10 protein-coding genes are annotated in these 13,187 nt (G+C 45.8%); 1 reads left to right on the top strand and 9 read right to left on the bottom strand.

Annotation, left to right across the window (positions count from 1 at the left end; genetic code table 11):
* Positions 1–19 precede the first annotated feature (19 nt).
* From O9X78_RS09080 to O9X78_RS09050, 7 genes are all read right to left on the bottom strand, one after another.
* Positions 20–1,510 carry a DUF3336 domain-containing protein gene (locus O9X78_RS09080; protein ID WP_269619321.1) on the bottom strand — a complete coding sequence of 497 codons (1,491 nt, stop codon included), beginning with the start codon at positions 1,508–1,510 and terminating at the stop codon, positions 20–22.
* Positions 1,511–1,657: 147 nt separating this feature from the next.
* Positions 1,658–2,953 carry a serine hydrolase domain-containing protein gene (locus O9X78_RS09075; protein WP_269619320.1) on the bottom strand — a complete coding sequence of 432 codons (1,296 nt, stop codon included), beginning with the start codon at positions 2,951–2,953 and terminating at the stop codon, positions 1,658–1,660.
* 228 nt (positions 2,954–3,181) lie between these two features.
* Positions 3,182–4,858, bottom strand: coding sequence for a putative bifunctional diguanylate cyclase/phosphodiesterase (locus tag O9X78_RS09070; RefSeq protein WP_269619319.1), 1,677 nt, complete (start codon positions 4,856–4,858; stop codon positions 3,182–3,184).
* An 11-nt stretch (positions 4,859–4,869) separates the two neighbouring features.
* Positions 4,870–6,090, bottom strand: a complete 1,221-nt coding sequence (locus tag O9X78_RS09065) for a sensor histidine kinase (protein WP_269619318.1) — start codon at positions 6,088–6,090, stop codon at positions 4,870–4,872.
* On the bottom strand, positions 6,087–7,070 hold the full coding sequence (locus tag O9X78_RS09060; RefSeq protein WP_269619317.1) for a DUF3369 domain-containing protein: 984 nt from the start codon (positions 7,068–7,070) through the stop codon (positions 6,087–6,089). The genes O9X78_RS09065 and O9X78_RS09060 overlap by 4 nt, the downstream gene beginning before the upstream one ends.
* Positions 7,063–8,583 carry a sensor histidine kinase gene (locus tag O9X78_RS09055; RefSeq protein WP_269619316.1) on the bottom strand — a complete coding sequence of 507 codons (1,521 nt, stop codon included), beginning with the start codon at positions 8,581–8,583 and terminating at the stop codon, positions 7,063–7,065. Before O9X78_RS09055 ends, O9X78_RS09060 begins: the two co-directional genes overlap by 8 nt.
* Before the next feature lie 366 nt (positions 8,584–8,949).
* Positions 8,950–10,317, bottom strand: a complete 1,368-nt coding sequence (locus O9X78_RS09050; RefSeq protein WP_269619315.1) for an ABC1 kinase family protein — start codon at positions 10,315–10,317, stop codon at positions 8,950–8,952.
* 271 nt (positions 10,318–10,588) lie between these two features.
* On the opposite strand from O9X78_RS09050, the gene O9X78_RS09045 reads away from it, so the two are divergent.
* Positions 10,589–11,431: an acetoacetate decarboxylase family protein gene (locus O9X78_RS09045; protein ID WP_269619314.1), complete on the top strand. Its 843-nt coding sequence runs from the start codon at positions 10,589–10,591 to the stop codon at positions 11,429–11,431.
* A 14-nt stretch (positions 11,432–11,445) separates the two neighbouring features.
* Here O9X78_RS09045 and O9X78_RS09040 read toward each other — a convergent pair whose 3' ends face one another.
* Positions 11,446–12,108: a MarC family protein gene (locus O9X78_RS09040; RefSeq protein ID WP_269619313.1), complete on the bottom strand. Its 663-nt coding sequence runs from the start codon at positions 12,106–12,108 to the stop codon at positions 11,446–11,448.
* A complete protein-coding gene (locus tag O9X78_RS09035) occupies positions 12,108–13,133 on the bottom strand; it encodes a quinone-dependent dihydroorotate dehydrogenase (protein ID WP_269619312.1) in 1,026 nt (341 codons plus the stop codon). The genes O9X78_RS09040 and O9X78_RS09035 overlap by 1 nt, the downstream gene beginning before the upstream one ends.
* Between the last annotated feature and the right edge of the window lie 54 nt (positions 13,134–13,187).

The following is a 13,187-nucleotide window of genomic DNA, read 5'->3' as shown; positions in this document are numbered from 1 at the left end:
CTCCCCGCCTTATCAAGGCCTAGGCTCGTAAATGGGTCCGTGGCAGCTCTGCACCCAAATGATGATGACCTTTAGATAAGCGATTAAAATCTTCGGCTTCGTAAACGTCAAGGATCTCCGCGAGCTTGCGACTTATCGTGGTACTCGCCCTAATCATCTCGATTTTTGGCCAAGTCGCCCTTTCACCCTCAGCAATGAAAAACTGTAATTCATCGGGCGTTAACTCCGTCAGCAATTTACGTGGATCAAAAAAACGATACCGTGGGATGATATTGATGTCGCCCGTATACTCTTGATTTATAACCGAATATACGATGTTACTAATACGGCGCACGCGAGGCGAATTTTTAAAATACTTACGCGCCATACTGCTTCCAACTTTAGAAAATTCTTTTATGCTCCGTCCGCCTAACTGAAACATCGCATTGACTAAACCACTATTCTCCGTTTTAGTGTCGCGCACCGCCCAAAGCACAAGTGGATTTGTCTGACTAACAATAAAATGGTTAACGCCATACAAACGCCCAAGACGTTTCGCGGGCAAATCATCGCTCACTGAACCGTCGATCCAACGGCGAGTAGCTAAATAGGGCTGTGGATGACCATGCACATTTTTAGCCTCCAACATAACGGGTGGATATATACCTGGAACTGCACATGACGCCAAAACGGCTTTGCGAATATAGACGTTCGGCGATGCAATAGCATTGAGCAAACGCGACGTTTGATGTACGTCTGAGGGCGAAATGGAAATATTGATATGCCTTCCCGTTCTCTCAAAGGCTTCTTGAAAGGTAATATCAGGAATTAGCTTGGCTATTTTTTCTTTTAAAAGCTGATGGTTTATCCGAGGAGACGATGTAGACATGCGGCCATTGGCAAGCTCTACTTCAGCGAGCAACAATTTACCCAAATTATCCGCTGTTAGAAAGTTTTGCAGCTCTTCGTCAGTGCGAGTACCCAGCACGCCCGCTATCAGTGACCCTGCACTGGCACCAGAGATCACATCCGGTAATAAATTTTGCTCCACAAGGGCCTTCACAACACCAATATGGAAATTACCCAGTACGGCACCGCCACTCAGCATCAAGGCTGACTTGCCATAACACTTATTAGCTCTCCTGAAGAAATCTAGGCGCTCAATAAAATTCGGGGAATCTGAATCTAACTGGGCCAAATGGTCAAGTGCATCTCGAATAGCGTCAACGTAATCGTGAACCAGCTGTTTGGTACCAAATTTAGCTCGGGCGTAAAGAACAGGTTTACCCATGCCCCCCATATTTCCATGGATACCTTCATTTAAGGTAAACAACAAACCAATATTGTCATTATTGTCCCGAAAATAACGCAAGCGCTCTAAACGCGACCGGATCGACGCATAATCATAAAGACTTGTTTTATCTATCTTTTTCCAGTGTTCCCTACCGGAACAACGATCGTGCTCCTGCGCCAGTGCTTTCCACTCTTCATAGCTACTGGCTAGTTGCAATTTGTTTTCCAGTTTCTTCACAATTGAACCTACTTGTCATACCAACAGGAATTCGCACATATAGAGCTTTTTGCGTATAACACCACTCTAACTAATCGCCATGGCGCTGGCCATAGGCATTTATAATTAATTTTCGTGATCACACTGAGAAAGCAAACTTGGCCAATATCACAGAACTTTGCTGTATATATACTCCATATCAACACAAGGTTTACACGTCGTGCTTATCCCATTCAACAATCTCAATAAACTGAGAATATGACTCCCGATAACCGGCTTACCCGACGTTAGAACTGATACCGCAATATCTCTCTCTGGATCGGCCCAGCAAAGAATATTTGAAAATCCCAAGTGTCCATAGGCATGGTGGGTTTTTGGCCCATACAACCCGACAGGACTCATGCCGAGCATCATTCCGGCGCTATAACGCATTGGCATAACGATCAATGAGTGATCAAAGGCGGGCTTACCCATTTCTCTAATCGCACGACTAACGGTAAGAGGTGTAAAGATACTCCTGCCCTCCCACTGCCCACCTTGCAACAACATTTGAAAAAAGCGACTCGACTCCTCTGCCGTTGCGTACAAATTCGCTGACGCTATCTCTGCGCTCAAAAATGCGTCACTGTTAGAAATATCAACCACCTCCGCAACGCCGACTCCTAGAATTTTGGTTAGCTGACGCTCAACGACGCCAATATTGGGAAGTCCTGTCGAGTAGTTGCGAGCAACTTTAGACTGATCATTTTTCTCTAAGCCATAGCGAAAATACTTCATTCCCATTGGCTTGCGAACTACCTCGTCCAAATATTCATTCAGGGTTTTCCCGGTCACTACGCGAATCAATTCCGCCTGTATAAAACCACCTGTAATGGCGTGGTAGGCCAGTACGCGCCCATCACTATGTAAACCCGGTTGCTTACAGATTTGCTCCACTGCAGCCTCATGATTAAACAGTGCGTCAATCGGCACATCATCTGGTATCCCCGGGACGCCAGCCCGGTGCGCCAGTAATTGATGCACGGTAATTTGCGCCTTTCCCTCAGCAGCAAAAGCCGGAATGTAATGGCTAATAGGGTTTAATAAATCGATCAAACCGTCCTCTGCCAATTTGTGAATCAACATTGCTGCTACTGCTTTCGACGCCGAAAACAAACACACTGGCGTTTGCAACGATCCGATGCGGGGTTGGGTGTGAGTCGCACCATCGGCATAACCAACTGAACGATTCAATATGACGTCACCACCACGCCGAATACACATTGTGACCATGGGATGCATGCCAGATTTGAAAAGCGATTCCGCATACCCCCAAAGCCGCTCTATATCCGGCTGAGCAAGCCCTTGTTGTAATGCTGGGATTTCCTTGGGATCAATATCGACCAAGCCCGTTAGTTCATCCGGTACAGAAATGCCACGAAATACTAAATTACGACAAGTACGATATTGCTTGTTCAGCCACATAAGAAAGCTCTTTAACGAAAAAACAGGAGGGGGTTATAGCACGACTCAATCAAGCACTCTATGACACAAATGACATCACCGACTGACGATATAGGTCATAAATAGACGTGTGTAACTTAAAAATTCAGTTCACGTCGCATTGCGTAGTGATTAAATAAGTGGATCACTAGCATAAAAATTATAATTGGGATAACTAAACTACGATATTCCGGTGCCAAGATATCAGATTTAAGTAACTAAACTGGAAAGATCTATCAAGTCCGTTGGCCGGCCATGGAGATAGCCTTGGGCATAATCGACCCCCATTAGTTGTAATTGATCAAAGACTTCTTGGCGCTCAACAAACTCAGCTATTGTCCGTTTACCCAATACGTGACTAATGTCGTTAATAGAGCGAACCATCGCCTCGTGCACCGGATTTTTGTCCATGTCGTGAACAAACAGCCCGTCAATCTTTACAAAGTCGACAGGCAGTTCCTGCAAGTAGCCAAATGACGACATACCTGTGCCAAAATCATCCAAGGCAAATTTACCACCTAGCTCATGAACACGATGTATAAAACGCGTAACGACTGAAAAATTGGTAATCGCGACCGTTTCAGTAATTTCAAAACAGATGATTTCAGGATTAACATTGCCGCGGCGAAGACAGCGATATACGAACTCTAAAAAAGCTTCCTGGCACAATGACTGCCCTGAAATATTAATCGAGAACATTACATCCTGATTATTAATCTCCGTGTTGCGCTGCAAATAGTTAAAGAAATTCTTAATCACCCACCTATCAATCTGCGGCATTAAACCAAAGCGTTCCGCAGCAGGCATAAATTGACCTGGCCGCAGCATTTCCCCGTTATAGCGCATACGCACAAGCAACTCTTTAAAGGTAGTTGTGCGATTATTCTCGTCTACTAAAGGCATAATTCGCTCGGTCACCAAACAGAAATCGTCTGCCGCAAGCGCCATATTTATACGGTGAACCCAATCCATATCGTCGTGTAAACGACTGAGCTTTTTATCGTTTTTATCATAGAGATGTACACGTCCGCGGCCGTCCTCTTTTGCAGAGTACATGGCCACATCAGCCTGACTCATTACACTTTCTCTATCAGACGTATTCTCATCGATCAAAACCACACCGATACTAATCGACGTATTGTGAGAAATACCACTCCAAACAAAATGCATTCGCTTAATCGCCTTTATTAGGCGATTGGCGATAGACCGTGCTTCAAATGAGTCCACATTGCTAAGTAACACACCAAACTCATCACCACCTAATCGGCATAGCATGTCGCCGATAAAGAGTTCGGTCTGCAAACAATCAGCGATGCTTTTAATAAGATTATCGCCAGCAACATGCCCACTTGTGTCGTTTATTAGCTTGAACTGATCAATATCAATATAAAGTAAGGCGTGGGTTCGTGAACTACTTGCCGCATCATTAACCAAATTTTCTAAACGTCGCTCAAACTCTTGGCGCCCCATTAATTCAGTCAACGGGTCAAGATGACTTTCACCGTCTCCATAATGAACCGCCGCAGCCAAACTATCTTTTAAAACTGAAATACTGCGACCGACAACATCGCCGTCCCCATCAGTAACGTCCCTTATTTTTATCGTATACTGACAATCACCGGTATGAGGTAGCAAGGCGCCTGACAAAAGCATATCACTGCCGCTCACAGAAAAACCTTCTACAAATATGCTTTCTCCACCTACATCGACAAAGGGCAAAAACGTGGCCACAGCTAAACCTCGGCCAAAATCATGCTCACTCAAAGATATAGCCGCAGAATTTGCAAAACTTACACGGCCCTCAAGGTCTATGCTAATTACAGCATCCCCGAGACTATCAAGGATCCATTTGGGATCGACTAAAAGCACGTCAGTTAGAACTGTCATTTAAACGGCCTTCACTCTGCGAGAGGGATTGTAAAATAAAACGTTGATCCTTTTCCTAGCTCAGATTCAAGCCAAATCTTACCGCCATGCCAACGGACAATTTTTTCGCAAATGGCCAAGCCAACGCCTGACTCACCTGAAACACCATCGCTACGCTCACGATGAAAAAGATTAAAAAGTCCGCTGTGATTCTCTGGGCTAATACCAAGGCCAGTATCACTAACAGAAAATAACCAATTTCGCTCGTGGGTCATGGCATTTATATAAATTTCAGGTTCGTGCCCCTCGGTAAAACGAATAGCATTGCTGATCAGATTTTTAAACAGCTGCATAAACTGTCTGCGGCATGCAAAAACAGTCGGTAAATTTTCGCAATGCAGATTCGCATGGCTAGTTCTGAACTCCCCATCCAAATTGGCCACAACATCGCTAACAATTGAATTACAATCGATTAGCTCTCTACTCTCATTAAATCGTCCAACCGACGTCAAAGCGACAAGCTTGTTCAAGGCAGATTGCATCGCATACACATTATCTCTGACCTCAAGAAAATCCTCAGCTAAGCTCGGTGGCGTCACTTCTTGGATATTGCCGCCAATTCTGCGCATTGCCGAAACCACATCATTAAGTGGCATTTGTAAATCTCGCGCGGCGAGATGTGAAAGTTGTTCAATTTCATTCACCAATCCAATTAACTGATGGCGGCTTCGCGCCAAAGCAATTAAGTCCCTGTATGACGACAAGGCAGTGTAGATAACTGAGAAAAGGCGATCCTGAGTAAGCTCTGTCTTTGCACGATAATCGTTAATATCATAAACTTTTAAAACCCGACGTTCAGGCGCCAAACCAGGCTGCCCCGTGCGTAAAATAATACGCACGAAGTGATTACCAAGCTCTTGGCGAATATAGCGCGCAACTTCCAATCCGGCATCATCGGTTTCCATCACTACATCAAGAAGAATAATCGCGGTATCTGGGTTTTCCTGTATTAACTTTCGCGCTTGCTGCCCAGAATAGGCGCTGACAAATTCTAAATGTCGTCCGCCAAAATTAAAATCATGTAACGCAAGACGAGTGACCACATGAATCTCCTCCTCATCGTCAACAATGAGAATTTTCCATGTACTATTCTCCGAGGCAGAGGTATTACTTAAAATTGCTGTTTGCTCGCTCGCTAGATTTAGCTCGTCGTTATCAGCCACTTTATTTAGCACCTTATTTAAATCTGTCATGATTTATTACGCTCCAGCAATGCAAGGGTCTCATGTGCAATTGCAACGTTTTTAACAAAAAGTTCAATCATTTCAATGTCCGGCACTGAAAACACATCTTTCGCAGACACATACAGGAGTTGTTCTAAACCAGATGTCGTTATGTAATAACTGACTAAATAATTATCACCATACTGGCTTTTCTTACTTTTTAATACCGAACGAATACTCGCAACCACATCGTTATCAAAGCATGCCAACTCCACTTCACCGTGAAGTTGCTGAAACTTTCCAATACCCGCTAACACCTTTAGCTTTTCAGCTTTCGAGTTCGCAAATAATCCTGAGGCGTTAATAAGAACAGCGTCATTATTTAAATATAAAAGCGCGGTTAACTGCTGTAAAACACCTTCTGAAAACTGCGTTATGTCCCGAGTCTCAAATATTGTTGCCGATGACGAAATCACTTTCATCAGCCCTTTTCTATTTTCTTCAAGGGCGAGCAAATCACTGTAAGAGCGAAGACTCGTATACACGGCGGAAAACAATTTCTGCCGGGTCAGCTCGGTCTTTTCTTTATAGTCATTAATATCGTACTGGGTAATAACCTCCTGTTCAGGAGACTGCCCTGGCTGGCCAGTACGCAGGATAATACGCACAAGCTTGTTGTTCAGTTCACGACGAATAAAATGGACTAAATCCAGCCCAGCCCGATCAGTCTCCATCACAACGTCTAACAAAATGACGGCGATATCGCTGTGCTCGCGCAACTTATCACGCGCTTCCGACGCTGAATACGCACTAACAAACTCTAAGCCACGCCCACTCAAATTAAAGGCATCCAATGCGAGATGGGTGACAGTGTGGACAACCTCTTCGTCATCAACAATTAACAATTTCCAAGGTTTTATATTGTCGCCAATATGTTTTTTGGACGACTCCACCGCTAAATTCAGTGCATCGCTTACCATAACGTTTGCCAGTTCGTCAGAACTACTCATAAGAAACCACCTTCCCAACATCCATTGGCAGGAACAGACGAATTGCTGTCCCTTTTCCTAGTGAGCTTTCAATTTCAATATTGCCGCACAGTTGCTGCGTCACTAGGTTATATACAATATGCAAGCCTAGCCCGCTCCCTCCGCCACCGCGATTAGTCGTAAAAAATGGGTCCCAAACTCGCCCAATATTTTCTGGAGAAATACCCTTGCCATCATCAGAAAAGCAAATACAAACACCCTCTGGATCACAGGACGAAACCACAAGCGATATCTTGCCGCTATCCCCTTTTTGATAGCCGTGGATAATTGCATTCATCACAAAATTCGTCACTATCTGCGAAAGTGCACCCGGGTAAGAACGAATGCTAAGGCCACTCGGGCATTCAAACTCGTAACGTAAATTCGTTTTGCGAAACTGCGGATTAAGACTGGTCAAAACTTGGCCAAGGTAATTCTTTAGTTCGATCTGACGAACCTCACTATTACTTTGATCCACCGCAACCTGCTTAAAGCTCTGAATAAGATTTGCGGCACGCTCTAAGTTGCCCAAGATAATATTCGCAGCGGATGTCGCATGTTCTATATATTGCAATAATGATGAATTAGTGAGTTCGCCGCGTTCATATTTATTACTTACGCTGCGGGTACTTTCTAGCAATGTAGACGCAGCCGTCACACCGACACCAACAGGGGTATTGATTTCATGAGCAATACCAGCGACCAAACCACCGAGCGATGCCATTTTTTCATTATTAATCAGTTTTTGCTGAGTCGCTCTCAATTTTTGAAGTGTGGAACTCAGTTCTCGGTTGCTAATATCAACCTCTCGCACTCGCACCTCAAGTTCGCGCCGCGCACTTACTACCTCATGGTTACGAGTCTCAATGTCCGCAATCATAATATTAAAATTCTCTGACAATACTCCCAGTTCATCGTCTGTGACTACATCGGCACGAATGGAATAATCCTGCTTTCCCGTGACTGTCTTTATTACCTCAAGTAAGCGATAAAATGGTGCCGACATCATTCGCGACGCAAAAATTGAGAAGCACCATGCAAAAAACAAAAATAAACCCAGTAATAACCATACGTACGAATTCATTACCAAAGCACTAGGTTGGCCGAGCAAGCGAGATACAATAAACAATTGGAAGGTTTTCTTTACACCATCACCGGTCTGCAAAATGATTGTCTTTTTATAATCCGATTTTTGTCCCACATACTGAAATGAGCAAGAATCGGTACTCTCAGCATGATTGTAATTAGCAACCAAATCTAAAGAATGTGAGCCAACAAGATAGAGACAAATCTCGTCAATACTATTGTCAACATTCAAATTTGAAATAGCGTCTAAAGCATCAACACCGGCGGCGGACTGACGAACTAAGGCCTCAATTAAGAGTCCGTAGTTGGCGTAACTCTGACTCCTACCTTTAATTCCCGCCACAAAAAACTCACTCATCAACAATGTCAGCACGAAGCACAGCAATGCGTAGGCTGTAAAAAAACCCATAAGTTTTCTTAACAGCGGTGTCGCACTAAGTGATTGCTTTGTCACTACAGCACTTCCAGTTCATCATTTCCCACTTTCCTTATTTATTAGTATCGGAGTTTTCAACATTGATACTAGTTTACTTTCCGTGTGCAAGCGAAAACCCTATTGCCGCACTTTACAGCTAATACACGATGGGAATGAATAGTGTGATCTACCTACTGGAATTAACAAAGAATGGGCGAATTCACCCGGTTTACGTTACGAACAGCGGCGAAAAGCAGAGCATCTACCAAACATAGTTGGCAACACCAGAGCGACCGGGTGGCATTTAGCTTGACCCCAAGGTGAGGCCAAGCTGATATTCAGGTTTTAGCACGTATTAAATCAGTTCAAGTAGAAATCGACCCGCTCATCCTGAAAGATATCCGCGCCCGGAGCCAATAGTTCCATATAGCGATCAAAATACAAGAACTGCTTTAATAACATGGTAAAAGCACGCGGAAAACGAATACCGTATTTGCGCGCAATATCACCGAGCTCAGTAAGCAACGAGTTAATCCCCTCTCCGTTACGATTTTCAAGAACGCGCTGAGGCTCTATGGCGTTCAGGCCTTCGAATAGGCTACTAATATCCTTCGTTAACGCGTCTAAGTTAACTTTTTCGCGCGTGATGCCTACGCTAACCATGGATTCAGCCATCAATCGATAATTCTGTTCGCTTATCGCCATGAAGAGACTAAATATAGCTTGCCACGCTTCTGGCTGAATTCGGCCTACCATGCCGAAATCGATGAACCCAACTTTACCATCAGGCATGATCATCAAATTTCCGCTATGTAAGTCCGCATGGAAAAACGGGCACTGGGTGAGACTAGCAAACCACGTATTAAGCGCATTAAATAAGCTGTTCGCAGGGTCGAACCCGCCCTTGTCCATTGCCGTTTCATTAGTAAGTGCCGCGCCATAAAAGCGCTCCATAGTGAGTACTCTTGCACCCGAGGCGTTGGTATAGGGCTTGGGCGCCATCACTACCTTATTGCCGCTGTCGCTTAGGAATCTTCTAAATTCTCGGAGGTTGTCTGCCTCTTTGAAGAAATCACACTCATCTATCATCGACTGATACATTTCTTCGACAAGCCCAGCAACCGCGTCTTTATCGGTATTAGGCAAGATCAACTCAAATAGTCTCACCAACAGATAAACAGTATTCATATCGGTAGTGAGAATGGCATGAACACCGGGTTTTTGGACTTTCACGACCACATCTTCGCCCGTCAGCAATGTCGCCGCGTGAACCTGTGCGATCGAGGCCGACGCCAACGCTGTCTCCGAAAACTCGGAATATACCGTCGATATCGGCTTTCCTAAATCCTTCTCTACAATCTGACGGATTTTGCTAAATGGCAGCGAAGGCGTTTGATCAAGACAGAGCTGAAATTCATCTACGTATTCTTTCGGGAAAATCGAGGGGGAACTGGCAATAAATTGCCCGAACTTTATATAGGTAGCTCCCAGCGATTCAAATAGTTCACGGAGCTCCTTTGGCGTGGGTTGGCGACGCTGCAGCAGCCATTTCATGGCTCTTGGGTAAACCGCTACTGTGGTTTGTAAGACTCGCCAAGAACCCCTCACACCAAATTCAGCAATACTGATTCGTCGACCTGATGTGTCCGTCGCAGCGCTCAAACTGCGGGCTTTCGTTGCGGCCTGCATAACGTTTTCTTTGACGCGCGCCGATATTGTCTTCGCCATAATCAATCATTCCTGTAATTGCAACTTTGCGTCACAACAAATTTTCCTAATTCCTAGATATGCCGGGGGTTAAACACCCACTACAACGCCGTATTCTTAATAAAATGAACCGCCCCAGCAACCTATACATCATGCAGAAAGCAAAACTCAGGCCGCATTCACTGACGAGAAATTACGCCATTGTAATCAGTCTTTATTCGCTCGTAGGTTACACTATCATTACCAAATTGAGCAGCACGCTCCACGAGAATAAGAAAGGAAGAAAAGCCCAATGCACAATACCGCAATTATATGCCAGGAAGTGCCGGTTCCGAGCGCAAATGGAAAAGATAATACTGACGAACATTGTTCTAAAGTCAGCGCGACAAATTATCTTATTGCGGAAAAAGAGATCTCGCTCCCCGTCAAGGTTGGCGCAGCCTCCATGTTGATGAATGTCTTTGTAGTAGACGCAAAAAAAGCCCAACAACTGATCGCCGACAGTGGGTTTAAGGTGGTCGAAATCTGGCCAGGCAAAGCACTTTTGCAACTTCTTGGTGTTGATTATCAACAAAACGATCTCGGAGATTATAACGAAGCCGCTATTGTATTCCCGGTCACAAGCCCAGGAGAACGAAAACCTCTACCATTACTCGGTTCAATTTGGCGTATGGCGCGCGGCACATTGAGCACCTACGTGTATCGCATGCCAGTCAATCAAAGCTTTACCACCCACGCAGGACGCTTCATCTGGGGATTCCCAAAGTGGGTAACGGATGTCGATATTCAATTCGGTCCGACATCGGCATCAAGTAAATTCAGCGACGATGGTAAACTGGTATTTTCCATTGAGGCGGCCACTGGCGGCACAGCTAGCGCAAAACCCCAATCCGCACCATCGCTGACTATTCGAAACGGCAAAGCGTGGAAGACCATAGGCACTACTGAAGGCGAAGGACTTACTTTTAAGCTGGGCGGTAAGTTACCTGACATCGGTAAGATCCATCCACTGGCACGCGTACTCAGAGATTTAGGCCTGCCCAAAAAACCAATGTGCACAATTTCGATACGCCACGCCAAGATGAAATTTGACGGGCCAGAGGCAGTCGACATAGGCAGGCCATTTTCGACATGAGCAATTTACGGCTGTTAGCCTATAGCCACACCGGATAACAAACCGCTCTGCGCGATGCCATCGAACAAAAACTGCATCGCGAGGGCGCACAGCAACACACCAAAAACTCGACTGATCATATGCATGCCGGTCACGCCCAGCCAATTTTGCAGGCGACTAGCCAGCAACAAGGACAGCAACGTCATCGTCAATACCAGCAGCAACGACCCAATAACTGCGGCCTGTTCTAAAAAATCCCCATCAGCATGAGCCATCAATAAAATTACAGCGCCAATCGCGCCTGGGCCCGCTATCAATGGTGTTGCTAGCGGAAACACCGCAATATCGCTGCGCTCCTCAGCCTCTAAATCTTCGTCTGTCGTTGTAGTGGTGGCTCCACTGCCTTTCACCGTGACCAAATCGATACCGATCAACAGTAGCAACACCCCACCCGCTGCCCGCAGAGCAGCAAGAGAAATACCCATGGCGTTTAGAATAAACTCACCAAGCAGCGCGAAAGCCAATAAAATTACACCCGCAATAAGTACGCCGCGCACCGCGGTATGGCGACGTTTCTTTGCCGACACGCCGCTTGTTAGAGCAGCAAACATCGCGGCCACATCAATGGGACCAATGGTCGCAAAAAACGTCGCTAGTGATACGCTAAAGGCCTCTACAAGCGAGCTATCAAGTGCCATTAGCGGGCCTCTTGTTTCGAAATAGCCTGTGCAGCCTCGGCAATGAGTGCGGGACCACGATAGATAAAGCCAGTATATATTTGTACAAGTGACGCACCCGCCGCGATCTTCTCAGCGGCAGATTCACCATCGCTGATACCACCCACGCCAATAATGGGTAAGCGCCCTTGTAAAGCATCAGCTAAAATACGAATCACCGCGGTAGAACTTTTACGCACCGGCGCGCCGCTCAAGCCACCCGTTTCGTTACCATGCCGCAGGCCAACAACAGCATCTCGGGCAATGGTGGTATTTGTGGCGATAACACCATCAATGCCCTGCTCTACAAATACTTCGGCGACACGGCGGATATCGTCCTCGGCCATATCTGGGGCAATTTTCACTGCCATAGGTACATAACGACCATGTTGCTCAGCCAATTCCAATTGCGCCTTTTTTAAGGCCGAAAGCAGATCGATTAGGGGCTGGCCAAATTGCAAATCACGTAAGCCCGGCGTGTTCGGCGACGACAAATTCACGGTGACATAGCTAGCGTAGGGGTAGACTGCGCGCAATCCAATCAAGTAATCATCCACCGCACGCTCAGCTGGCGTGTCTTTGTTTTTGCCAATATTAATACCAAGTACGCCAGTAAACCCGCTCGCCTTAACTTGGGCGACTAAGCGTTCAAGACCGAGATTGTTAAAACCCATGCGATTGATGATCGCCTCAGCCTCGGGTAATCGAAACAGACGCGGCTGCGGATTGCCCACTTGGGCTTTAGGCGTCACTGTGCCCACTTCAATAAAGCCAAATCCCAGCGCCGACAGGCCATTGATATGATTCGCATCTTTATCTAAACCCGCCGCCAGGCCAACTGGATTGGGAAATTCTATTCCCATCACCGTTCGCGGCGACGGTATCACCGAAGCTCTGATCAGCGAACTCAAGCCGAGTTTATGGAGTAGCGATACCGACGCTAAAGACAGATGATGAGAGGTTTCAGTAGGCAGGCTAAACAGAATGCGACGCAATACAGAATACATGACGAAAGACCTTAACGCGGAAGCGGCAGGATACCGAAAACTAAGGGATCGAGA

The organism is Zhongshania aquatica (genome assembly GCF_027257955.1).
In the GTDB taxonomy this organism is placed as follows: Bacteria; Pseudomonadota; Gammaproteobacteria; order Pseudomonadales; family Spongiibacteraceae; genus Spongiibacter; species Spongiibacter aquatica.
This window is presented reverse-complemented; position numbering and strand designations above follow the sequence as displayed.

Coding starts and splice junctions, on each gene's coding strand:
- O9X78_RS09075 (WP_269619320.1), bottom strand. CDS start 2,953: ATGTGGCTGAACAAGCAATATCGTACTTGTCGTAATTTAGTATTTCGT.
- O9X78_RS09070 (WP_269619319.1), bottom strand. CDS start 4,858: ATGACAGTTCTAACTGACGTGCTTTTAGTCGATCCCAAATGGATCCTT.
- O9X78_RS09065 (WP_269619318.1), bottom strand. CDS start 6,090: ATGACAGATTTAAATAAGGTGCTAAATAAAGTGGCTGATAACGACGAG.
- O9X78_RS09060 (WP_269619317.1), bottom strand. CDS start 7,070: ATGAGTAGTTCTGACGAACTGGCAAACGTTATGGTAAGCGATGCACTG.
- O9X78_RS09055 (WP_269619316.1), bottom strand. CDS start 8,583: ATGGGTTTTTTTACAGCCTACGCATTGCTGTGCTTCGTGCTGACATTG.
- O9X78_RS09050 (WP_269619315.1), bottom strand. CDS start 10,317: ATGGCGAAGACAATATCGGCGCGCGTCAAAGAAAACGTTATGCAGGCC.
- O9X78_RS09045 (WP_269619314.1), top strand. CDS start 10,589: ATGCACAATACCGCAATTATATGCCAGGAAGTGCCGGTTCCGAGCGCA.
- O9X78_RS09040 (WP_269619313.1), bottom strand. CDS start 12,108: ATGGCACTTGATAGCTCGCTTGTAGAGGCCTTTAGCGTATCACTAGCG.
- O9X78_RS09035 (WP_269619312.1), bottom strand. CDS start 13,133: ATGTATTCTGTATTGCGTCGCATTCTGTTTAGCCTGCCTACTGAAACC.